The sequence below is a fragment of the Stenotrophomonas rhizophila genome (assembly GCF_003751305.1).
GTDB lineage: Bacteria > Pseudomonadota > Gammaproteobacteria > Xanthomonadales > Xanthomonadaceae > Stenotrophomonas > Stenotrophomonas rhizophila_B.
On the sequence record NZ_RJKV01000001.1, the window covers coordinates 1,385,078 to 1,408,000 of the forward strand.

Below are 22,923 nucleotides of genomic sequence, written 5' to 3' on the forward strand. Positions count from 1 at the left end.
GCCTGGGTGAGATCTAGATGTTGACCTGCCACACCTGGTCGGTGATCGTTCGAGTAACGCATCGATCGTGGCCGGGGGAATATGGAGCATTTGATAGGCCTGGCCGGGGGTCAGCTCAAGATGGTCATGGGTTTGGCTATCCTGGTACTTGGGGGCTTTCGGTGGCTGATTGGCCGAAGAGATCTTCAGTTCGTCCGCCGACGCGAATTCCTTCAGCATTGGAAGAATCCGTGGGAACTCGACGCATTAAGTGTGGAGGTGCTTTCGCGCCAGTTGTTCGGCGCCTATCTGCCGGCAGCTGTGGTCAGAAGGGTCTGTGATCGATCAGGTGCTGAGGTTTGTCGGATGCTAGGTGATCTCGCCGACGTATGGAGCCTGGTTGAGTGGGATCAGAATGCCCAGCGGGTTGGTTGGAAGGCCAAGGCGGCAACGGCTACGAAGCGAGCGAAGTGGAATCTGGTCTTCTGGGCTATCTACTTCGTGTCGGCTTTCTCAGGAGCAACGTTACTTTTTGCGCTTATAGCCGGTTCCAACAACGTAAGCATTTCGGCTTCTGTTGCCTCTTCCTTGTGGGGCATCATCCTGATGGCCGTATCGGGCGTTGCTCTATGGCGAACCGACGCTTGGGCAGCGGCAGCGAGGCTTGGTGACGGCTTCTTGGAGGATGTAAACAGGCTGGCGGTAAGTAACAGGGAGGATTCTCACCTTGGTCCTCGTTAGCGACTGCTGGCTGAAGCCAAGCACGCATTGAGTGCTGCCGATTAAATTCCCAGGCAAAATGCCTATGCAGAACAATGGCATGTAATGGAATGCACCAACTTGGCACTGCCTTTCGAAGCTGATCTGGGCTGCGGATAGGCACGATCGACAAAGAGAGCGTCTTGCTTGCATTCATCGCGGCCGACGCCGTCTCATTTTTGCTCACGCCAGGCTGTTGAGCCAGGTAGTTGCCGAGCGGCTCAAGACGGCTCAGGATCAAGCGCTGATCGCTGCGCTGCGCTAAAGAGCGGCTCAGACTCTAGAGGCGCTAGGGAGCGGTGACTCTTCCTGTGATCGTCAATTCGTGGCGCGGCCTACCCGAGCGCAGTGAATAGATCGTCGGCATCGTCCCTGTTCAGCTACCAGTGACGCGAGCACGCTGATTAGGGATCGTTATCAGGGGTAGGGCAGAGGTCTGCTACTGGCCGATAGCGGACCCGGCAGATTAGCGGTGAGATATCGGCAGCTGGGTGGCCAGAGATAAGCTATTCGGCGAAATCTGGTCAAAGCCAGGTAGAGGCGACACCGTACTTTTACTGGCTTCCCCTGCGTAGAACACCAGAGGCGGGCGCTCTGCGCATACCCCAGCATCGTGGCATCGGCCCACCGCACGGGAACTGCCATGGCAGACCAAACGCACCGTTCGCCCACGTCTGCATCAGATGAAACCGCGGGCCCCATGCCGGGCACGCGACTGACCGAAGCCTATGCCCGATCGGCGGCGCGAGACGTGTACTTCTGGGCATGGCCGATGGTGAACATTTACAACCGTCGGGTGAACTTCCAGTCACTCCTTGGCCCGGGCCGGCTGGGAGGGGTCCTGCCGGCGGCGCCCCCCAACCAGCTGAGCATGCTGACCGACTATGTCGCACCGAGCGAACGTGAGGTGGCGTGCCCCAACCAGGACGTGGTGTATGGCGGCGGTCCACTGGCGTTGGACATTGAACCGGTCGTCCTGCAGGTGCCGGATTTCGGCACCCGCTTCTGGGTGTACCAGGTGGTCGACACGCGGACCGACAGCTTCGCCGAGCTGGGCAGCATGTACGCAACGCCGCCGGGGTTTTACCTGCTGGTGGGGCCAGACTGGAAGGGGGAGCCGCCGGAGAAGATCAACCGTGTCTTCCGCAGCACCACCTTCAGTGGCTACGCCATACCACGCGTCTTCCTTGACGACACTGAAGAAGATCGACAAGCGGTGCAGGCACTGTTGAGCCAGATCGACATGTACCCACTGTCACAGTTCGATGGCCGCATGAAGACACGCGACTGGAGCAGCACGCCGGACTTTCCCGCGCCCCCGCCGCAACCGGATGGCAGCGAAGCGCCCAAGGTGGACCCGGCCACGTTCTGGGACGAATTGGCCACGGTACTGGCCGACACCACGCCGCTTCCGGGCGAGCAGGCCCAATACGCAAAGGCCTTGGCGCTGGTCGATGCCGCTGCACGTGACCCCGCCCTCAAGGCGACGATCACCGACGAAGCGGTACGGACCGAGCGCGAACTGATCGCACCGCTGCTCGAGTTCCGCAACTTCGGAATTCCGTTGCCGGGCAACTGGACCACCATCCGAAACGGTGCCCGGTTCGGCACCGACTACTTCAGCCGCACGGCAGTAGCCAAGTCGAACATCTATGTAAACAAGCCGAACGAAGCGACCTACTTTTACCAGGACCTCGATGCCAACGGCGCGCGACTGGACGGAAGCCAGCGTTACACCGTGACTTTCGCCAAGGGCGAGCCCCCGGTGAAAGGATTCTGGTCGCTGACGCTGTACGACGCCCAGCACTTCTTCTTTCCCAACCCGGTTGACCGTTTCTCACTGGGCACGAAGAACCAGGACCTGGTCCGCGGGGCCGATGGCAGTCTGACCTTGTATGTGCAGCCGGACCCGCCAAGCGACCCGGCATTGCAAGGCAACTGGTTGCCATCGCCAAGGGGGGCTCCGTTCTCGCTGTATGTGCGCACCTACTGGCCGGATGCGGCCATCCTGGATGGCGCTTGGTCGCCGCCCGCCGTGGTGCCGATCTAGCCGCCGAGCAGCTGAAGCGTCCGGCCGCGATGGAACTGCCTCGACCAGGAGCTTTGCCATGGTTCCACCGATCGAACCACATCCCTTCGGCGCCTTTCCTCCACCGAGATGCCTGGCAGCATCGCTGGCGATGGTCATCGCGCAGTGGGCCGCTCAACCGGCGTTTGCCGCCCCGCCGCCCGATGCGCCGCCGGATGTCGCCGAATCCGTCGGCAGCGGCACGCTCCTCTCTACCGATCCCGGTGCGCCACAGGGTTGCTTCGGCGTTACCACCAATCCGCGCGGGCTCTCCCTGTGCGATGGCGGCACCTACAACCTGCCCGATGGAGCCATCACCCAGACCGTCTGGGATGTGGTGCGCGTGGCCTATGGCACCACCGCCACATTCACCGGCTACCAGGCGGTTGCCGAACGTCCCGCAGGCAGTTACTTCAGCCCCATCACCGTGTTCAGCGGGCCAGGCGCCGCCTATGCCCCTGCAAACGCGACCTTCGTCGATTCCACCGTGTACATGGCGCCGGAACGGCTCGCCAACGCCGTGGCCACCACACAGGGTACGTTGACCCTGCGCAATGCCACGCTCACGCTGCACCCGGGCACCAGCTACGTTCCGACGCAGACCCTGGCGGTGGTGGCAGCGTTCGGCGGCGGCGTGGTCAATGTCGAGAGCTCCATCATCGATATTCCCACCACGCTCGGCTATGGCCTGCAGGTCATGAACACGGATCCGGGCGGTGGGCTGCCTGGGCAGAACGGCAGCTTCGCGCAGATAAACGCAACCAATACGATCGTGCGGATCGGCAGCGGCATCACAGGTGCCGGGCGCACGTTCGGCGGCTTCGTAGCGGGCGAATCCGAGCTCAACGTCACCAATGGAACCTTCGAGCTGGGCGACTATTCGACGGGCATCTACAACATCTTCAGCGCTACCTACGCCTCGCCCGTGTTGGGGTCGCGAACGAACCTGACCGACACCTCGCTCACCTTGGGAAATCGCAGCGTCGGGTGGTGGGGTACGGGTGCACTTGCGCCCGCGCGGTTGAACGACACCCGCGGAAGGTTCCTGGTAGGGGAGCAGAGCTGGGGCCTGTACATGACCGCAGGCAGCGTTGCCTCGTTGACGGACACGCAGATCCAGACGGGAAGCAACAGCTACGGTGCGGCGCTGGTCCAGGGCGCCGAACTGACGCTGGCGGGTCAGGCGGCCATTACCGCTGCGGGAACGGGTTCGATCGGCATTGACAACAACGCCAGCCGCGTGTTCTTCAATGCCGGCAGCCTGAACGTGCTGGGCGGCAAGCAAGGCATCGTCGGTAGCAATTCGGCCAGCTTCCTCCTGCGCGGTGGCAGCACACTTGGCGTTCAGAACCAGAGCGGGGAAGGCGCCATCTATCTCGATACGGGCTCGCAGTTCACGAGTGAAGCGAGTAGCGCCTTGAACGTGTCCTCCGCAACCGGCGGTGGCATCTTCGCTCTGGGCTCGCAGGCGCTGCTGGCAGGCACCGTCAACGTGAGCGCGGGATGGTCTGCTGTATCTGTAAGGGACTCGCTTGGCCACGTGTCACTGTCTGGCGGCGGGACACTCATCAGCACGAACGAGGATGCTGAAGGTGTGATTGCCGCCGAGGCTACAGGCCTTTTCGAGGGAACCGGATTGGTGATCAGCGGCACGGGCGCCGACAGCTCCTGGGGGGCGGTGGCGCGCAATGGCGGGGAAGTCCGGTTGGCCTCCAGTACCGTCAAGACAGTGGGGACTGGAAGTCATGGTGTCGTCGCGCAGGCCGGAATGGTGTCCTTGGACGACGTCGATGTCATTGTCGACGGCGCGCAGACGGCGGGCGTTCTCGCGGCATACGGTGGCCGGGTCAGTGCGTCCAACACGGATGTCTCCAGCTACGGGCAGGGTGCGCCCGCGTTGTGGCTCAGCGGCTTCTTTCCGCGAGCGGACTTTGCCGACAGCCGGCTCAGCAACGTAGATGGACCCACGATCTACGTGAATGGCAGTGACGGGGTGAACGTCCAGCTCACGAACACCACCGTCGGCGGAAGCGGGCAATGGCTGTACGTGGGCGCGAACCTGGGCGGTGATCCGGCCGATGCCTACATCCATGCAGAGCGCTCTTCGTTGTCTGGCTTCGCCCAGACCGGCCCCGACAGCGTTTCAACCGTCGTGTTGAATGACAGCACGTGGCTGATGAGCGACTCATCGCTGCTGACGTCGCTCTCGCATCAGGCGGGTTTGATTGATTTCGGGGCACCGCTCGGCGATCCGGCGCTGCCGGAGAGCTACATGGCGCTGACCGTCACCGATTACGTCGGCTACGACGGGCTGCTGGCCATGAACACTTGGCTGGACACAGATGGATCGGCATCGGACCGGTTGGTCATCGTGGACGGTGCGGGCGCCGGCCAGAGTCGCATCCAGGTGCGCAACACCGGGGGCAGTGGCGCGGTGACCGAATCCAACGGCATCCTGCTCGTACAGTCCGTCAACGCAACCACATCGGCCGGCGCCTTCAGCCTTTCCAGCCCGGTCGTCGCCGGCCCATATGAGTATTTCCTCTATCAAGGCGGAGTTGCCGATGCGAGCAGCAGCGACACGGACAACAGCTGGTTCCTGCGGTCGGTAATCGATTGCGCCGCCCCAGGTGCGCCCTCTCCACCGTGCCCAGCACCACCACCACCACCACCCCCACCCCCGCCGCCGCCGCCAGATCCAGACCCTGATCCTCCGCCGCTTCCTCCACCGGATCCGCCGCCGCAACCGCCGGTGCCGCCGCCGGACCCGCCACTTCCGCCGCCGGTGCCGCCGACGCCCCCCATGCCCACGCCGGCCTACCGGCAGGAGGTGTCGCTGGCCGCGGCATTGCCAACCATGGCAGCAATCTACGGCCGAGCCGTGGTTGATACGTTGCATGAGCGCGTAGGCGAAGAGCATATGCTGCAGCAACGGGACGACCTCTCGTCAGGAGGGACTGGCCTTGCTGGCGCGTGGTTACGCGTGCTGCATCATGACGGCGAACGTGACGGAGGGAGCCAGGGCATCTACGGAGACCGGGGACCGGGCTTCGACTATGCGTTCGATGTGCTGCAGGTTGGCGTGGACCTGTACCGCTCTCTCAGCGAGGACGGCAGCCACCAGCACGCCGGCAGCTACCTGGCCTATGGCAAGGCTCGTGGTCGAGTGCGTCATACGTTCCCTGACTACGAGTTCCATGCCGGCACCGACGAGTTCGACGCGCGCACTATCGGCACCTACTGGACAGCGTTCTCCCCCCGTGGCGCGTACGTGGATGTCGTTGCTCAATACACCTGGTATGACTTCCGTGCGCGGTCCACCCGCCTGCCGGACATCTTCACCAATGGCGATGGCGTGCTTGCTTCCGTGGAAGCCGGCTGGCCGTGGCTTATCGGGCAAGCCGGCAGTGGCGAGCCCAGCCGGACAGGCTGGCGCATCGAGCCCCAGGCTCAATTGATCTGGCAGAAGATCACGCTGGACGACTTGGTCGATGCCGTTGCACGGGTCCGTTACACCGATGGCGATTCCACCGTGGGCCGACTGGGCCTGCGGCTTAACCGTACCGGCGAGAGAGCAGTCAGCTCAGGTATGCGCGCCACAAGTTGGTGGATACGCGCCAACGCTTGGCACCAGTTCAGCGGCGCACCGACCACCGAGTTCTCCAGTGCACGGGGCTACGTCCCCTTTACCGCCGACCTTGGCGACAGTTGGGGCGAAGCAGGGGTGGGCGGTACCTGTCAGGTCAGCGCTACCGGCTATTTTTTTGCAGACGCCGACTACACGTGGAGCTTTGACGGCGAAGAGACCTCATGGAACGCAAAGGTAGGCATGCGCTGGCATTGGTAGAGATTGAAATCCAGCAGCAAGGTCCAGCACCAATGGGTTCCATGCTTGGGCGCCTAAGGAATCATCTACTTGGAGGTGAGCATTTTACGTAGAGGGAGCGGCTGCTGTTGGCCGGAAGCGGACCCTGGCCCAACGGGTAGGGTGGGGGAACTGCTATCCAACATTAGGATTAGGGATGTTTATCGAGGGTAAGGATGGGCACCCCGTTTCCGCCATCAAATTCCTCGGGCCAGCGCTCGTTTCGCAGCGGGGGGGGGCATTGAGGTTCCACGCGCAGATGCCTGTGCGATTGCCTACCGCAGTCGCACGATCCATCGAAATGCGAGCCTGCAAGGTCAAAACTTGACGGTCACAGGACGGATAGCCTGCACTGCGACATGAATTCAAATTGTGGCTGAACCCGTTTACGCATCGGTTGACTTGCTGACTGAGATTTCAATGTGATGCAGACGGTGCGGCGAACGCGCATCGGAACGGAAGCGACCAAAGGACCAAGAGCCTTCGACATTAAAGGAACTATCCGTTGCTAGCGTGACACTGATCTTGTCGACACCGAGAACAATACCGTCAAGATCACCGAATCCACCCCGCAACCAGTTCGGTCGATTCGCAGGGAAGCTCTTAAATTCTGTGTTGTAGTAAGGTTGAAACGCCGCAATTAGCGACGCCTCGATAGCCTCAAATAGACTGTTCTCCCCTCCAGAAATGATGCTCTTGAGGACAGCATCTGTCGTCAAGACGACGCCTCCATGCATTTCAGTGATGAGGGCGAAAGCTGGGTTATACGCAAAAATGAACAGGTCACGATTTCCGTAAATGCGCTGGAAAGCCCCTGAAATTTCGACCACCTTCTCGTGGGCAGTGGCACGCTTGAACACGTTGCTACTTCCGTTCTTCCCACATGCGATACCGACGTACTCCACCTTGAAATCGGTCAGTTCTGTTGGTGTGTCAAAGCGAATGAAATGAAGTAGGTCTGGGGTTAGGAAGTAGGTGAAAAATGAGCCGTCCGAGTGAACAAATTTCAGCCCTAGGAGCATGGCTTCGGGCATCGGAGGGACCGCCTCAATAGAGATAATGTCATGCGGCCGAATATTCGAAGGAATCTTGTACGGGGAAGATCCATCCAGCACGAGCGTAAAAGGCACCAGAGTCTCTTTTGGCGCGGTTCGAAAGACGAGCTTGCCCTTAGCCAGAAGCGTGTCCGTTGACCACTCAACTGGCTCGTGTGAGAAGTGGCTCGCCGTTCTTGAGCCTAAGACGTATAGGTGGTAGTCACGGGTGAGGCCAGATACCTCAATCTTGCGACCACGACGGTCCAGGTAAACATCACAGGTGCGACCGTCAAGTTTCGCCTTCTTGAGCATCTCGGGGGCATCAAGATTCAGCAGCACCGGGAAGCCACTGAAGTAGTCAAGTCTTGCTTTGGAGCGATTCATCGAAACTTCCTGTTCTAGTAATTCCATATCGTGACGCGACAACTTCTTTGCCGCAAACAGGATACTGGACCGTCCAATTTACGCGCCGGCAATCTGCAGCCTACAGAGGACACTTGCCCAAGCACTCCATGACCGCTCGTCGCCGGAAGCGGGCATCGACAAGGGTAGGGGATTAGGGAGATTTACCGGGGGTAGGCGAGACCAATTTCTGGCATGCGAACGACGGCTTTAGCCCCACGAGTGGCCGCCTTATGCGCAGGCTATTAACCGGAGCGACTCACGGCCTCGCGTTCTTCAAGTGTTCAGACGAATGTCGCGAAACCCCTCTCCCAGTTGCAGTGCGGCACTGCGACGGTCGCCCATGTCGATCAGGTGGTCGAGTGTCCGAAGGAAGGCCTGCGCCAAAGGGGCGCTCATTGGTGCGTCCCGATGGGACAAGTACTGAATGAGGCCGGCGATTCGTGCGTAGAACAATGTGCCGCGCCAGCCTGGCAGCGCCTCGGGGCCAAGTGTAAGGATCGCCAGCACCTGATCCGCGAACGCAGCGGAGGGGTAATGCGCTCGCGATCGTTCGCAAAGCGTAAGGTACGAATCCATGACTGGAACTGCCCAACCCGGCGTACGCACGTACCGATCCACCAGCGGCATGATCCTTCCAATCTCTGACCAGTCGCCATTGACGTAGCGGCTGGCAAGCTCGGCCCGCTCAATCGACACGAACATCTCCAAGGCGCTTGCAGGTGAGATGAGTGCTGTCCTTGCGAGGTCAGAGGCGGCAATTGCTGCGGAACGCCTCGCCTGCGCCCGGGCCACCGAATTGCAGCGATTGGTCGATCAGCTTCAGCTGCAGGCTGCGGAACTGGCCGAGCAACGAACCACCGCTATTCAGCGGCTTGAGCAAGTGGAGGCCTCACGCCAGGCGCTCTACGACAGGCTCCAAGAGACTGAAAAATCAGCGAGATCTGAGCGCGAGAGCCTGGCTGAGCACGTCAGATCTGTCGAAAACCGCGCATTGGGTGATCTTGATCGCGCTAGACAAGAGAGCAAGGTGTTGCAGGCGCAGCTAGCCAGCGCACTGAAAAGACATGCGTCGATTGAAGCAGAGATGCGAGGTAACCTCGAAAAGGCACGCACAGCCACTGCGGCGGCAGTACAAACGGCGGACAATCAGCGGGGCCGATGTGCAGCTCTAGAAGAGCAGCTGGCCAAGCTCCAGAACTTGCCGGCGGATCTAGAGGCTGCGCTTAGGAGAAGCCAGGTGACCGCTCGCCCACGGAAGACAAGCTCCAAGCAGAGAGCTAAGAAGAGCTCACCGAAGGACACGAATTAGGAACACTGGCTCGGCCAGAGCCCATCTCGGGACATCAATTAGGATCACTATTGACGATGATTTGCTCCTAATTGATGTCCCGGCTGGCGTTTTGGGTAGAAAAAAGCCTTTGAATTCAATAGGGGGCGCGATCTAGGAACAAAAGGACATAAATTAGGAACACCGACAGTGGTACCTCACTCCGGCCGCAGTAGTTTTACATAATATACATTCCGGCCTTAGCCGAACCCGTCGAAGCCGTTGCGGCAGTAGGTGTTGCGCTGATTCCGATGCTGATGGCCAGTAGCATGGCGCTTGCAGCCAGCTTCCTCCAAACGGCCTTCTCTTCGCGGCTTATTGCTCGCGCCTCACCGACGATTCCTAGTACCCGCGCCAGCGGAACGCCCGTCAGTCCAGCGAGGGTCGCCGCCACCACCGGGTCCGGTAGCGCTCGGCCTTTTCGGTAGTTCGACACCGCCTGAGGGCTCACGCCAAGGCGCTTCGCAAGGTCCTTTTCCATCTGGACCCCGCACTCTTCTTTAGCCTTGTCAAGCAAAACATTTATGTCCATTGGACTATTAGCCCCTTGTATTGGCAGTACAAGGGGTATTTAATCACCCCCGCACTACATGGACCATGTAGTGCACCCGCCAGCCGGCTCCCCTAGGCCGCTGGCGGGGTTCTAGGGGCTAGGGGAGGGGGCAGGACCATGTTCGAACTCTTCCACTGCGTGCGCATGCGCCGCGTCGTCGTAGGCACGTTTATCGATCGACGGGATGCCGAGGTTGTCCGCGAGGTCCGCCAGTTGCGCGAAGAGCGTGCGGGCCTACCCGTCAATATCTATCAGATCCGGCGAGTTCCGCGGTGAGCGCCGTTGCCTGCATCGTCACCCTGATCGCCGCTTCCATGTTCATCGCCTTTGGCGTTGTGCGCATCGGCAACTGGCTGATCGACGCCCGCGAGCGGTCCGCTTCCCGCGCAATCCGTGACGCAGCATTCGTGGCCCAGGCACGTGCAGAATTCCTGCCAACGCCCAGCCGCCTGCGTCATCTTGAGGTGGAGGCCAGCAAGGCCGGCGATCTGCTGGGCGCTGCTCGCTACGCTGAACTTGCGGAGGCTAACCGTGGCTGATTCCGCACGCTTGATGCTCGCCTGCATGCCGTCGAGCGAGGGCTTTTCCCCGGTATCGACCGGTGAAAAGGGGCAGGGAAGGGCGGAGGTTGGCCCGGGGAGTAACACGGGCCAAAAGGGTCAGCAAACCGCGATCATCGACTATCTGACCCTTGTGATGCCCCAATCGGTTGTTGATGACTTTCGCTGCAGCAACATCGAGCTTCTGTTGTACAAGCTGTTCGGTTTTCGTGGCGAAGTCGTTGCAGGCGCTCTCCGGGAGAAGAACTGGAACTTCTATGCGCTGTCAGCATTTCTCATCGACCGCGACGGCGAGCTTGTTGGTCGCATCGGCGTCAGCGGCAACAAGGAAACCATCTGCGTCAGCCTGACCGGCGCAGGCTGCAAATGGGTGAAAAACTGGGCTCACGTCCACAAGCAGGCCACGATGCTTCGCGCGCGCATCAGTCGGGTGGACTGCGCCCACGACGACTACGAAGGCACCCGGTTGGACGTGCATGCGCTGCGAGAGCGCGCCGCTGCCGGGGACTTCTGCGAGGGCGGTTGCCCGCCTAGGCATCGCTTCATGTCCGATGAGGGCCACGGCACCGGCTCAACCCTCTATGTCGGCGGAAAAGGCCACAAAGAGCTGTGCGTGTACGAGAAGGGCAAGCAGCTTGGCCTTCCATCGTCGCCATGGGTGCGTGCTGAGGTCCGCTTGTACGGTAAGCATGTTGAAGTCCCCCTGGACACATTGCTTGATCCCGGCGCGTATCTGCGCGGGGCATACAGCGTCATGAGCGAACTCATCGAAGGCGTGTGTACCCGCCTCAAAACGATTCGCAAGCAAGTCGAAGTATCTGCCGAGGCGATGGTGCTCTGGATGGAGCGTCAGGTCGGCCCGGCACTCAATGTTCTGCGCGGTGCGTTCGGCCATTCGTGGTCTGACGTATGCGAGGCCCGCATCCTCCGAGACGGTCACCCCGGAAGATTTCGCGGTATTGCCAAGGGTGACGCCCTACACAAATTCGTGAGAGAAGAACTATGCCAATCTGCCGCGTGAAGTCTGCTGCCGTCGAAGAGCAGCACAACCAAAAAACCCAAACCATCATGCGCTCGCAGATGGCTGGCCTCGACTTGGGTAACGGGTATGAACTGCCGTTCCGCGTCGGCCTCGGCCAGCGTCCGGCCTACCCGGTGGGTGAGTACGACATCGACCCCAAGTCCTTCGCGCTCGGCCAGTACGGCGACCTGACGCTTAAGCGTTACGTCGACCTCGTTCCCCTGGGCGCGAAGTCTGCTCCGTCCATCCCCACAAAGGCATAACCCATGGCCGTGCTGATGCCCGCGTGCTTAGAAGCGAACTTCGACGCCACGACGGGCACCTGCACGGCGGTGGTCTGGATTCCTCAGCCGTCACTACTGCCGGAGCTGCCGGTTGAGGATGCGCAGTTGATAGGGGCAAAGATCGCGCTCCTGTGGGCTGTGGCTTACGCGTTCCGGCTCATTCGCAAGTCCATCCATCACTAGGAGCAACACATGAAGAAGTTCATCAATTCCCTGAAGGGCAAGACTGCCGCCCTGGTCGCCACTGGCTCCACCGCGATGCTCGCACTCCCGGCCATGGCCTCGGGCGGCGGCGGTGGCGTGGATGTCGCCGGTGCGGTCAGCGCCATCGAAGCCGCCAAGACGGCGGTCGCGAGTATCGGCGCTGCCGTGATCCTCGTGTACGTCGGCATCTCCGTCTACAAGTGGGTGCGCCGCGCCCTGTAATAACCACCGGCGGGCAGGGCCGACTCCCTCCCGCCGGTCTCTTGGGACGCGCCACAACGGGGCAGGGGACGTGTTATGGAAGGCTGGATCTGGCTCGGCGCATGGCTGGTCGCCTGCGCAATCATCTTCGTGGACTTCAGCTGATGCGCGCCGCACTGCGCGTCATGCTCACACTCTTTATTCTCGCCGGTGTCTATACCGGCGGCGGCGCTGGCATCGACCGCGCACAGGCTGCACAGCAGTGCGCCTATCCCAATGGTGGATACCTCAATTGTGATCAGGGCATGGCATACGCTGAGTGCGCCCTCGCTCTGTCTGACAGTCGTGCATGGCTTGCCGCCAACCCCGCAGGCTCAAACGTTGGCGGTCCAGGCAACATCGTTGACGCCTGCACTCCCGGAACTCAGGGATCATCACTTCGCACTTTTCGATGCAGCTACAAGGGCTACGGTGCAGGGGCAACAGTTGCGTGCAGGGGCCTCACGTCCGCTACATCTGCATACCCCATAGCCAAGACCTGCGACAAGCGTGATGCCTATACCGGCGTCGGCCCGTGGTCTTCGGGCGGCAAGGCGCGCAACGGCAGCATGGGTTGCCAGAATGGCTGCGACGGTGTGTGGTACAGCAATTCCGATGGCAGCATGACGTTTAACTCCGTCGGCGGCACTTGCAAGGAAGACGAAAAGGGCACGTGCGAGCACTATGGCGAGGGCTTCTACTGGAACGCCCTACTTAAGGTCTGCGAACCGCCCGAGGGCAAGTGCCCCGGCAACAGCAAGGCCAACTCACTCGGCAAATGTGAGCCGGAACCGTGCCCCGATGGCAAGGTTCTTCAGCAGGACGGCACCTGCAAAACAAAAGAGAGCGAGTGCCCCGCAGGCAACATCAAATCGCCTGACGGCAAGTGCTTGCCCGGTGAGGGTCAGTGCGCTCAGGGCGAGGCGCGCGGCAAGGACGGAACCTGCAAGAAGGACTCTGACGGCGACGGCCAACCCGATGAAGAAAGCGGCGAGCCGGGTGAGAAAGAGCCTGATTCTTTCTCCGGTGGCGACGACTGCAAAACCCCGCCATCGTGCAGCGGATCCGCGATCCTTTGCGGCCAAGCGCGTATCCAGTGGCGTATCGATTGCAACACGCGCAGGAACCGCAACATCGCAGGCGGCCAGTGCAATGCGCAGCCCATTTGCACCGGCGATAAGTGTGATGCCATGGAGTACACATCGCTCCTGATGCAGTGGCGCACTGCGTGCGCACTTGAAAAGGCCTCTGGTGGCTCTGGCGATAACGGTGACCTGGCTGCGATTCGCAACGCACTTACCGGTACCGGCGGTAGCGTCAATCCCGGCACCTTGCCCGGGTCCGATGCATGGGTTACCGGCACCGGCCAGCCCACGAAACCCAACACGGCCGGTTACGGCTGGAGCGGTTCCTGTCCCGCCATTCCCGCTGTCAGCTTCATGGGCACCAGCATCCAGATCGACGCCACGCCCATCTGCAACTGGCTCTCCCTCGGCTCATTTTTCGTGATGGGCCTTGCGGCGCTCGGCTCCCTTCGGATTGTTGCCACTAAGGATTCCTGATGCCACTTTTCATCGCCTCGCTGCTGTCCGGCCTTGCAGCTATCTTTCGCTCTCAGATCGGCACGTGGATCGTTACCGCAATGGCGTGGCTTGGCATCGCCTGGGCAACGCATGAATTTGCCGTCCAGCCGTGGATCGACAACATGCAGTCCAACATCGGCGGCGGCGCGCCGGGCGGCCAGTGGGGCTCCGTTCTCATTGCCTACGCCGGCATGATGAAGTTCGATCAGGCCTGCACCATGATCGCCTCAGCAGTGGTGACCAAGTTCGGCGTCAATGCCGCACGCGCTGTGCTGGTGCGGAGGACTTAAGGTGCCTATCGAGATCTTTACCGGCCAGCCCGGCAACGGCAAAACGGCTCTCATGATGGAGCGCTTGTTGAAGGAATCGAAGGACGGCACACGCCCATTGTTTGCTGCCGGTATCGACGGGTTGCAGCCTGGACTCGCCACAGCGCTCGATGACGCACGCGACTGGAATGCCAAAGATGCTGAGGGCAACCACATCGTGCCTGATGGCTCGCTGATTTTTGTCGATGAGGCGTGGAAGTGGTTCGGCCACTTGCACGATGCAACCAAGCAGGCCACACCCAAACACGTACTCGATCTAGCAGAGCATCGCCATCGCGGGTTGGACTTCGTTTGGACTCTTCAGCAGCCCAATCAGCTTTACCCGTTCGTGCGCGGCCTGATCGGATCGCACTCGCACGTTGTGCGTCGGTTCGGCACGAAATTCATCGACGTTTTCCGCTGGGGCGAGTTGCAAGAGGACATTAAATCGTCCGGCAAACGCGAACTGGCCCAGCGCACTACGCGACTTCTGCCGTCCGCCAGCTTCGGCAGCTACAAGTCGGCCGAAGTGCACACCATCAAGGCCAAGCTGCCCCTCAAACTCATGGCGCTTCCCGTCATTGTCGTCGTGGCTATCTACCTCGCGTGGGCTGCATGGACGCGCCTCGATGAAGACGGAAAATCGCCCATCGGTGCGGGGGCCGGCCAGCAATCCGCAACAGCGGATGCTGGCGGGTCCCCGCAGGGTTTCGGCGCATCACAGAAAAGCGAACCGCGCTGGCAGTCGGCGAGTGAGTACGCCACGGATCATCTTCCGCGCATCGCCACGATGCCCTGGACTGCGCCGGTGTTCGACGAACGTCCGGCGGTCAGCGATCCGCTGCTCGTGTGCATGTCATCCGGCCCCGGCCTCGATGGCCTCGGCAATCGCTCTGAAGGCTCCTGCACGTGCGTCACGGAACAGGGCACCGCATACGACATAAGCCAGCCCGAATGCCGCACGCTCGCGCGTCACGGGCCGGTCTACAACCCGTACCGGCAGCGCAGCGATCAGGCAATGCAGCAGCAGCAACCGCAGATGGCTGTGCAGGGGCAGGGCACCTTGGGCGGCATGAATGGCTCTGTCATTCAACGCCAGACCCGTTCGCTTGGCACCTTCCCCGAGTCTCAGCCATATGAGACGCAGACCAAGGTTCCAACCACCACGAGGGACATGTGATGACCAGTGGTGGACGCGAGTTGCTGAAGTGGATCGCGGTGCTACTGATGACCGGCGATCACGTTGCCAAGGTGTTCTACGGTGGCTATGTACCGGTCGTCAGCGAGCTCGGGCGGATCGCGTTCCCGGTGTTCGCGCTGGTGATGGCCTACAACCTCGCCGAGCCGGGCGCCGACATAGCCAAGTCTGTTCGCCGCCTCGCCATGTGGGCGGTGATCGCGCAACCGGCTCACGCCCTGGCATTCGGGTACTGGCTCCCTCTGAACGTGCTTGCGTCGTTCGCCCTCGCCGCGTCTGTGGTGTGGTCCATCAGGGCAGGGCGCTGGTGGCTCGTCGCTGCGCTTGCAGGGCCACTGCCGTTGTTCGTTGACTACCAGTGGTGGGGTATTGCAGTGGTGGTCGCTGGATACGCGTCGTGCAGATTGAAGGGCTTTCCGGCCGGAGTCTGCGTGCAGCTGCTCGCCATATGCCTGCTGTGCCTCAACAATGACAACGTATGGGCACTGCTGGCGCTGCCGGTCATGTGCCTCGGGTACGCATTGGTAAGCGTTCCGCGCACCCGCTGGGCGTTCTACGGCTACTACGTGGGCCATCTTGCGTTGTTTGCAGCGTTAGCAGGATTCGCCGGGTAGGTTCTCCCAGCCTCCCGGGATCCGCCGGAACAGTGTGCCGTCTATGCAACGTAGCTGCTGTTTCCTAGCACCCTTGTCTCGACCCGCAGATTTGGCTTCCGTCTCAGCCTGTGCGCGTTTTCTGCGGATCTCAGCAAGCTTTGCCTTCCGCCCGGCATCAAGCATGGGTTTCTCTTGGCTGGCTGGCTCAGCAACCGTTGGATGGGCGGCCGTAAATCGCTCATTCCATGCTGCATTTGTCTTTGTGAGCATGTGTACGCCTCCAGCCATCAGGGCGATCAAGGCCACTGCGATCACGGCCAGCCATGGGAATTCCCACCCGCGTCGCTCGATGGGCTGCAGGTACTCCGGTCGTTCTCGTTCCATGAATCCCCCTAGATCGCGTCCTGCGCTCATTCTAGCTGGGGGTGTAGGGGCTGCGCCCCTACGGATACGCCGTCAACCCGCTGACCGTCCGAAGTGGCGGTCCCGGAAGTCGCCCAGGTCTACTACCACGACCTTTACCATCTGGCGCTGACCGGCTTTTCGCTGCCCGGCCTCGGCCTTGCGCCGGGAGGCGAACCCGGCGACCCTGAGTTCCATCTGATCGCGCCACGCAAGCCCGGCAATGCGTTCGGGGGTCATGCGGTCACCGTCAGGGCTGACTAGATAGTTGCCTCTGACGCTCCAGCCCGCGAAGGGGCCGGTCAGGTACTGGCACATGCATCAATGCTCGCTTTGTCCTTGGAACCACGGAGAGGCAAGAGCGATGCCAGCAGGAGGCGGATCAGGCCTGCGTAGTACCGGCCGACGTTTAACATAATATACATTATGCGAAATGCAGTTTGGCAGTCTTAAGCTGTTCTGGTTGTGGATCAAGTCTTTCCCCCCGTCTTGGGAACCCAACACGTGTCTGCCGCGGATAAGTTGCTCATTTCACCGTTGCACCAGGGGCATCCGGGGAAAGTGATCATAGGCCTCTGCCCAACAGTAATTAGGGCGTGTGGAACGGCTCCCATGCTTGACTCCGCTTGTCGCCCGGCACCTTGCGCCGCCGATTGCGCCAAGTTCGATTGGGAATGTCTTCATCGGACTGTCCTGGCTGCAGGGGTTGTAGGCCGAGCCATCGCGAGCGATTGCGACACAGACTGGCAACCTAACTTTGGCCTTTGTGCCCTGCTCTGTCAGGCACGTGCAGGTCGTGTCCTTGTCGGTGGTTCCAGATGCCATAAATCTATCCCGAGTGGAGGGCCGCTCCCAAGGGCGCCAGGGCACTTGCCGCCAGCGAAGCACCGGCCCCCTGCTCCACTTTCATGTCTTTGGCGGCGCGCGGCTTGGAAAGGTAGAGCCAGCCCAACCACAAGAAGATGATCACCGTTATGTAAACGGACAGGCCCTGAAGAACGCGCCTAGGCACCTTGAACTCATGGCTGGCCGTGTGCAGCGCCGCGCTGCGATAGCGAGAATACAGGCGCTGAGCCTGATGATGAATCTTGCTCGGCCACTGCGTAACGAAAACGAGATCGAAGCCGCGGTCCGGCGCCTCTACATGGAGCAAACGCGTGCGTCATCCACGTCACCAGGTTTTCCGCTGGACGGGAACAGCGTGTTGTAACGCTACAGTGTTGACGAACGGGGCATCTAGCCCACGGCAATCACACGCATTACAAACTTTGTGACACACATCTCGAATGAGCGTTGCAAAGTACTGACTTCATGTTGTATTAATCATAGGCACTCACAGCCGATGGATCGGAAACGTAAATGAGTTCAAGGATGAACGCATTACCCGCTTGCCTCGCTGCAGGCCGCCGCTTCTTCCCCCACTTTTTTGCGCTCCCTACGCGATTTTATTGATCGCGGGGTTGCTGTCCCTTGCCGTTTCTAAAGTCGTGAACGCCAATTGTTGGGGATTTTTCTCGTATGCTCGCTCTTCGCAACGTCAGCAAGATCTATCGGACCGGAAGTGTGGAAACGACGGCGCTACGTTCCCTCGATCTTCATGTGAAGCCGGGTGAGTTCGTCAGCGTCACCGGTCCTTCCGGTTCCGGGAAGTCGACGCTGCTCAATCTACTTGGCCTGCTGGAGGCGCCCAGCGCCGGCGAGTACCTGATCGACGGCGCGCTGTCCCACACGTTGTCCGATTTCGAGCGATCGCGCCTGCGTAACGAGAAGATTGGGTTCGTCTTCCAAGGGTTCAACCTTGTGCGGGATCTCACTATTTTCGACAACTGCGACATACCGTTGCGTTATCGCGGCATGGGTGGAACCGAGCGCCGCACGAGGATTGAATCCGCGCTGGAGCGTGTCGGTCTCGCTTCGCGCGCACGGCACTTTCCAACGCAGCTATCCGGTGGCCAGCAACAGCGCGTTGCCATCGCGCGCGCACTCGCAGGTTCGCCGCGCGTGCTGCTTGCCGATGAGCCCACCGGCAATCTGGATACGCATATGGCAGAAGAGATCATGGCGATGCTGGAGGGGGTCAACCAGGCCGGCACTACCGTGGTGCTGATCACCCATGACACGGCCTTGGCGGCCCGGGCGCATCGGCAGATAAGGATGCTGGACGGTATTGCTTCCGAGATCGACGCCGTAGTCAGCGATACCCTGACACTCAACGCGTCGGCGCTGGCATGAGGTCCCCCATGACCCACACGCTTCTGTTTGGCTACTACCTGCGCATGGCTCTTGCCAGCCTGCGACGCAACCTGCTGCTGACCAGCCTGATGGTGGTTGCCATCGGCGTGGGCATCGGTGCGGCCATGACCACGCTCACCGTGTTCATGGTGCTCACCAATGATCCACTTCCGGACCGCAGCGAGCGCGTTTTCCATCCACGACTGGATGCACAGGACATGTCTGGCTATGCCCCCGGCGGCGAGCCACATGATCTGCTGACCCGGCTCGACGCAGAGCGGCTATTGCGAGAAAAGCGCGGCGTCCGCCAGGCCATGATGTACGCCGGCTTTAGCGTCATCGAGCTTGACCAGGGCGACGACATGCCGTTCCGCCAGCGCATCCGCTACACCTCGTCCGACTTCTTCCCGATGTTCGGCGTGCCTTTGCAGCACGGCCAACCCTGGTCGGCAGCCGACGACGAGGCGCGTGCACGCGTGGTGGTCATTGGCGCCGATCTGAACCAGCGCGTGTTCAACGGCGGCAACAGCGTGGGCAAACTGCTCCGCATCAATGGCGAGCAGTTCCGCGTCATCGGTGTCGCTGCACCGTGGCACCCGCAGCCGACCTTCTACGACCTCAACCGTGAAGGTGGCTTCGCCGAGGCGGACCAGTTGTTCCTTCCCTTCTCCACATCGCGGGCGCTGCGCATGGGCTTTGCGGGAAACCTCGATTGCTGGGGCGAGGTGGACAAGGAAGAAGGTCAGCTTGGGCTGAATTCTTCGTGTGCGTGGGTGCAGTACTGGGTGGAGCTGGCGAGCGCACAGGACGCAGCGGACTTCCGGGCTTACCTGGAAAACCATTCCAGCCAGCAGCGACAGAACGGCCGCTACCAGCGTCCCGTCAATGTGCGTCTGGACAATATTCCACAATGGCTGGATTACAAGCGCGTAGTGCCCAGTGACGTCCGCCTGCAGACCTGGCTGGCGTTCGGATTCCTGTTCATCTGCCTGCTCAACACGACGGGCCTGCTGCTGGCGAAGTTCCTGCGACGCGCGCCGGAAATCGGCCTGCGGCGGGCGCTTGGCGCACCGCGCAGCGCTGTGTTCCAGCAATGCCTGGTCGAAGCCGGCCTGATCGGCATCGCGGGCGGCGCCTTCGGCCTGCTACTGGCGTGGTGCGGCCTGTGGCTGGTTCGCCAGCAGGCGGTGGGTTACGCCGCGCTTGCCGGGATGGAGGCGGGCACGCTGTTCGGCACATTCTTGCTTGCCCTGGTTGCCAGCTTGGCGGCGGCGGCGTTCCCTGCCTGGCGAGCCTGCCTGGTGGCTCCCGCCAGCCAACTGAAGAGTCTCTAAGGCCGCTCATGGATATCTCTCTGGTTCTCGCCGCGCTGCGGCGCCACAAGATCATCGCCAGCCTGGTCGTGCTCGAGATCGCATTCACCTGCGCGGTGATCTGCAACGCCGGCTTCCTCATCGCCGAGCGCATCGAACGCGTGCAGCGACCGTCCGGATTGGCCGAAGACAGCCTCCTGCGCCTGCAGCTCAGTGCCGCCAAGCGCGGCGATCAGGACGCGCTCGCACAGACACGTACCGATCTGGCCGCGCTGCGCGCCATCCCCGGCGTGCAGTCTGCAACGGTGGTCAGCCAGATACCTTACGGCGATTCCTCGTCCAACAGTGGCGTCAACCTGCGGCAGGACCAGGACGCCCCTACGCTGGATGCATCGGTGTACCTGGCCAGTCCGGAGGCGCTGCCCACGCTGGGACTCAGTCTTGTCGCCGGGCGTGATTTCAGTGCGCAGGACTACATCGACTGGCAGCCCGGTACCGCGCCGGGCGAGATCAACATTCCCACCGCCATCATCACCCAGGCGACGGCAGACCGCCTGTTCCCGCAGGGCAACGCGGTCGGCAGGCAGTTCTACAGCTGGGGCAGCCAGCCCACCCAGGTAGTGGGCGTGGTGGAGCGGCTTACGCGGCCAAGCGAGACCGATGACCCCAGCAGCATGGAGTACTCGATGATCTTCCCGGTCAGTGTGCCCTACACCTCCGGCGCCAACTTCCTGGTACGTACGCAGCCCGGACAGCGCGACAACGTGCTGGAACAGGCGACCGCCGCACTGCGCGAGAGCGGTCCACCACGAATCTTCGGCCTCAACAATGGGTCCATTGAATCGCTGCGCGACCGCTATTATCGCAACGACAAGGCGATGGCGTGGCTGCTCGCGCTGATCTGCGTGTCTCTGCTGGTCATCACTGTCGCCGGCATCGTCGGCCTGGCCAGCTTCTGGGTGCAGCAGCGCACGCGCGCCATCGGTATCCGCCGCGCACTGGGCGCCACGCGGGTGCAGATCCTGCGCTATTTCCAGACCGAGAACCTCCTGCTGACCCTGGGCGGATCACTGTTGGGCGCACTGCTTGCGGTGGCCCTGAACCTGTTGCTCATGCAGTTCTACGAGGTGCCTCGCCTGCCCGCAGCCTACCTGCTGCTTGGCCTGGCCGTGCTGGTTCCCCTTGGGCAGTTGGCCATCCTCCAGCCCGCCCTGAAGGCGAGCCGCGTGGAACCGGCCACGGCCACGCGCAGTGCCTGATCAACCATTCCGTCCGTTCCGTGCATACGGTTCGCGGCGACAACGCGCACGGAGAAGGCATCTCGCCTTGTCCCTGCAGGAGGCCGGCGGGCTCGTTGCCGGCCACAAAGGAAGCAGAGGGAATTAGAAGTTCCAATCAACGTCAAGACAACGGAGGTTTCATGGATAGCAAGCTCAAAGGGTTGGCCGATCGCCTGAAGTCGAGGATCGAAGGCTCTGCAACTCCCTTGGTTGGTGCCAGCGACATGACTGATCTGGTTGATGCGCACCTGGACCTGGTAAGCGCAGCACATGGCTCGGGCCACACGTCCGGACACAAGTCCGGCCACGCCTCTGCTGGTGGTGGTGAAGTGGAGATCCGGCCAGAGTCCTGATTGGCTGGCCTGACGCTTGGGTACCGGCGCTTTTCGCCGGTACCCTCTCAACCGCAGCGCGCCCATGACAGGCCAGTATGGATGGCCTGTTCCATTGCGCAGTCACAGGAAGTGCGCCGATGACCGAACTCTTCAGGGGCAACCGCCTCGACGTGGTACTCAAGCTGGCCGAGCGCTGCAACCTGGCCTGTCCCTACTGCTATTACTTCGAGCAGGAGAACAACATCTCCGAGCTCAGCCGTGCATTGATTCCGGAGCAGACCGTGATCGACACGGCCCGTTTCCTTCGCCAAGGCGCGCAGGAGATGGGCATCAAGAACATCTTCCTCGGCCTGCACGGCGGCGAACCGACGCTGTTGCCGAAAAAGCGTTTCGACCGCATGTGCACCATCTTCCGCGAAGAGCTGGCTGACTACACCCAGCTGCACATCGGCATGCAGACCAATGGCACGCTGGTGGATGCCGAATGGATCGACTTGTTTGCCAAGCACAACGTAATGGTGGGCGTGAGCATCGACGGCCCCAAGGACGTGCATGATCGCCAGCGCCCGGACCGGCGCGGTCGCGGCAGCTATGACAACAGCGTGCGCGGCCTGAAGCTGCTGCAGCAAGCCGCAAAGGAACGCCGCATCCCGGCCACCGGCGTGTTGTGCGTGGCCAACCCGGACCTGCACGGCGGCGATGTGATCCGCCACTTCGTCGAAGAGCTGGATGTGCATAGCCTCAACCTGCTGTTGCCGCGCGAAGGCCACAACAGCACCTACCTGCAGTCGCAGGACAAATGGATCCGGTACTTCAACGAAGTCATCGACTACTGGCTGCAGACCCGTGGCAGCAATCCGGTGCGCATCTATCTGCTCACCGAGATCGTGCTGGCGCTGATGTCCGAAGAATACGCTGAAGGCCTGGATTACCAACGCGCCAACCGACATGGCATCGTTACCGTGTCAGCCGAGGGATTCCTCGGGCCCGATGACAACATCATGGCCTTGGACAAAGCGTTCTGCCTCACCGACGTCACCGTGCGCAACACCACGCTGGCCCAGTTCTTCGGCAGCCCCATCTGGCAAACGCTGGTCAAGAGCATCGACACGCCGCCCACCAAGTGCGCGAGCTGTGACTGGTATCGCACGTGCCGCTCCGGTGACCTGTTCAATCGCTACGCGCCGGGCACGCACTTTGACCAGGCCTCGGTGTTCTGCGAAACCCTGGATTCCATCCACACCGCGATGGCCAGCATCGTATCCCAGCGCGAAGGGGCGTTGGAGACGATGGCCGGGATCCTGGCTACGGCTCCCCGCCATGCAGCCCGCGATTTCCTCAATCCCGTGGCCACCGCCTAAGCGTCCGGAGAGA

24 protein-coding genes are annotated in these 22,923 nt (G+C 61.5%); 19 read left to right on the forward strand and 5 right to left on the reverse strand.

What is annotated here, in order from left to right:
* Nucleotides 1–126 precede the first annotated feature (126 nt).
* The 3 genes from EDF74_RS18080 to EDF74_RS06325 all read left to right on the forward strand — a co-directional run bounded on the left by EDF74_RS18080 (nt 127) and on the right by EDF74_RS06325 (nt 6,653).
* Nucleotides 127–720 carry a hypothetical protein gene (locus EDF74_RS18080; RefSeq protein ID WP_148045914.1) on the forward strand — a complete coding sequence of 198 codons (594 nt, stop codon included), beginning with the start codon at nt 127–129 and terminating at the stop codon, nt 718–720.
* Between the two features lie 718 nt (nt 721–1,438).
* A complete protein-coding gene (locus tag EDF74_RS06320) occupies nt 1,439–2,788 on the forward strand; it encodes a DUF1254 domain-containing protein (RefSeq protein WP_221180328.1) in 1,350 nt (449 codons plus the stop codon).
* 58 nt (nt 2,789–2,846) lie between these two features.
* Complete coding sequence (locus EDF74_RS06325; RefSeq protein WP_184997077.1) at nt 2,847–6,653, forward strand: autotransporter outer membrane beta-barrel domain-containing protein; 3,807 nt, start codon at nt 2,847–2,849, stop codon at nt 6,651–6,653.
* A gap of 404 nt (nt 6,654–7,057) precedes the next feature.
* Here the strand turns inward: EDF74_RS06325 and EDF74_RS06330 are convergent, their stop codons facing one another.
* Nucleotides 7,058–8,092 carry a hypothetical protein gene (locus EDF74_RS06330; protein ID WP_123729269.1) on the reverse strand — a complete coding sequence of 345 codons (1,035 nt, stop codon included), beginning with the start codon at nt 8,090–8,092 and terminating at the stop codon, nt 7,058–7,060.
* A 294-nt stretch (nt 8,093–8,386) separates the two neighbouring features.
* On the reverse strand, nt 8,387–8,809 hold the full coding sequence (locus EDF74_RS06335) for a hypothetical protein (RefSeq protein ID WP_221180329.1): 423 nt from the start codon (nt 8,807–8,809) through the stop codon (nt 8,387–8,389).
* A 28-nt stretch (nt 8,810–8,837) separates the two neighbouring features.
* Between EDF74_RS06335 and EDF74_RS18280 the strand changes: the two genes are divergently transcribed.
* The gene (locus EDF74_RS18280) at nt 8,838–9,422 is read left to right on the forward strand and encodes an integrase (RefSeq protein ID WP_148045915.1); all 585 of its coding nucleotides are present in this window, start codon (nt 8,838–8,840) and stop codon (nt 9,420–9,422) included.
* Between the two features lie 196 nt (nt 9,423–9,618).
* Here the strand turns inward: EDF74_RS18280 and EDF74_RS18415 are convergent, their stop codons facing one another.
* The gene (locus EDF74_RS18415) at nt 9,619–9,972 is read right to left on the reverse strand and encodes a helix-turn-helix domain-containing protein (RefSeq protein ID WP_123729270.1); all 354 of its coding nucleotides are present in this window, start codon (nt 9,970–9,972) and stop codon (nt 9,619–9,621) included.
* A 138-nt stretch (nt 9,973–10,110) separates the two neighbouring features.
* Here EDF74_RS18415 and EDF74_RS18195 point away from each other — a divergent pair, with 138 nt between their 5' ends.
* The 10 genes from EDF74_RS18195 to EDF74_RS06385 all read left to right on the forward strand — a co-directional run bounded on the left by EDF74_RS18195 (nt 10,111) and on the right by EDF74_RS06385 (nt 16,005).
* Nucleotides 10,111–10,269, forward strand: a complete 159-nt coding sequence (locus EDF74_RS18195) for a hypothetical protein (RefSeq protein WP_184997083.1) — start codon at nt 10,111–10,113, stop codon at nt 10,267–10,269.
* Complete coding sequence (locus tag EDF74_RS06345) at nt 10,266–10,532, forward strand: hypothetical protein (RefSeq protein ID WP_260232192.1); 267 nt, start codon at nt 10,266–10,268, stop codon at nt 10,530–10,532. Before EDF74_RS18195 ends, EDF74_RS06345 begins: the two co-directional genes overlap by 4 nt.
* Nucleotides 10,525–11,574: a replication initiation factor domain-containing protein gene (locus tag EDF74_RS06350; protein ID WP_260232193.1), complete on the forward strand. Its 1,050-nt coding sequence runs from the start codon at nt 10,525–10,527 to the stop codon at nt 11,572–11,574. The genes EDF74_RS06345 and EDF74_RS06350 overlap by 8 nt, the downstream gene beginning before the upstream one ends.
* On the forward strand, nt 11,571–11,837 hold the full coding sequence (locus tag EDF74_RS06355) for a G5P family DNA-binding protein (protein ID WP_237393536.1): 267 nt from the start codon (nt 11,571–11,573) through the stop codon (nt 11,835–11,837). Before EDF74_RS06350 ends, EDF74_RS06355 begins: the two co-directional genes overlap by 4 nt.
* Nucleotides 11,838–11,840: 3 nt before the next feature.
* On the forward strand, nt 11,841–12,041 hold the full coding sequence (locus EDF74_RS06360; RefSeq protein WP_123729272.1) for a hypothetical protein: 201 nt from the start codon (nt 11,841–11,843) through the stop codon (nt 12,039–12,041).
* A gap of 9 nt (nt 12,042–12,050) precedes the next feature.
* Complete coding sequence (locus tag EDF74_RS06365; protein WP_123729273.1) at nt 12,051–12,284, forward strand: major capsid protein; 234 nt, start codon at nt 12,051–12,053, stop codon at nt 12,282–12,284.
* Between the two features lie 101 nt (nt 12,285–12,385).
* Complete coding sequence (locus EDF74_RS18090) at nt 12,386–13,864, forward strand: hypothetical protein (protein WP_148045916.1); 1,479 nt, start codon at nt 12,386–12,388, stop codon at nt 13,862–13,864.
* Nucleotides 13,864–14,175, forward strand: a complete 312-nt coding sequence (locus EDF74_RS06375) for a DUF2523 family protein (protein WP_123729275.1) — start codon at nt 13,864–13,866, stop codon at nt 14,173–14,175. Before EDF74_RS18090 ends, EDF74_RS06375 begins: the two co-directional genes overlap by 1 nt.
* 1 nt (nt 14,176) lies before the next feature.
* Nucleotides 14,177–15,373: a zonular occludens toxin domain-containing protein gene (locus tag EDF74_RS06380; protein ID WP_123729276.1), complete on the forward strand. Its 1,197-nt coding sequence runs from the start codon at nt 14,177–14,179 to the stop codon at nt 15,371–15,373.
* Nucleotides 15,373–16,005: a TraX family protein gene (locus tag EDF74_RS06385; protein WP_123729277.1), complete on the forward strand. Its 633-nt coding sequence runs from the start codon at nt 15,373–15,375 to the stop codon at nt 16,003–16,005. The genes EDF74_RS06380 and EDF74_RS06385 overlap by 1 nt, the downstream gene beginning before the upstream one ends.
* A 438-nt stretch (nt 16,006–16,443) precedes the next feature.
* Here EDF74_RS06385 and EDF74_RS06390 read toward each other — a convergent pair whose 3' ends face one another.
* On the reverse strand, nt 16,444–16,707 hold the full coding sequence (locus EDF74_RS06390) for a DUF3653 domain-containing protein (protein WP_123729278.1): 264 nt from the start codon (nt 16,705–16,707) through the stop codon (nt 16,444–16,446).
* 511 nt (nt 16,708–17,218) lie between these two features.
* Nucleotides 17,219–17,542 (reverse strand): hypothetical protein, encoded by a 324-nt coding sequence (locus EDF74_RS18200; RefSeq protein WP_184997085.1) that lies wholly within the window; start codon nt 17,540–17,542, stop codon nt 17,219–17,221.
* A gap of 365 nt (nt 17,543–17,907) precedes the next feature.
* On the opposite strand from EDF74_RS18200, the gene EDF74_RS06400 reads away from it, so the two are divergent.
* From EDF74_RS06400 to EDF74_RS06415, 5 genes are all read left to right on the forward strand, one after another.
* Nucleotides 17,908–18,621 carry an ABC transporter ATP-binding protein gene (locus EDF74_RS06400; protein ID WP_123729279.1) on the forward strand — a complete coding sequence of 238 codons (714 nt, stop codon included), beginning with the start codon at nt 17,908–17,910 and terminating at the stop codon, nt 18,619–18,621.
* Between the two features lie 23 nt (nt 18,622–18,644).
* On the forward strand, nt 18,645–19,955 hold the full coding sequence (locus EDF74_RS06405) for an ABC transporter permease (RefSeq protein WP_123729733.1): 1,311 nt from the start codon (nt 18,645–18,647) through the stop codon (nt 19,953–19,955).
* Between the two features lie 8 nt (nt 19,956–19,963).
* The gene (locus tag EDF74_RS06410; protein WP_123729280.1) at nt 19,964–21,193 is read left to right on the forward strand and encodes an ABC transporter permease; all 1,230 of its coding nucleotides are present in this window, start codon (nt 19,964–19,966) and stop codon (nt 21,191–21,193) included.
* A gap of 161 nt (nt 21,194–21,354) precedes the next feature.
* Nucleotides 21,355–21,567 (forward strand): hypothetical protein, encoded by a 213-nt coding sequence (locus EDF74_RS18095; protein WP_148045917.1) that lies wholly within the window; start codon nt 21,355–21,357, stop codon nt 21,565–21,567.
* A gap of 119 nt (nt 21,568–21,686) precedes the next feature.
* Nucleotides 21,687–22,910, forward strand: a complete 1,224-nt coding sequence (locus EDF74_RS06415; protein WP_184997087.1) for a radical SAM protein — start codon at nt 21,687–21,689, stop codon at nt 22,908–22,910.
* Nucleotides 22,911–22,923: the final 13 nt, after the last annotated feature.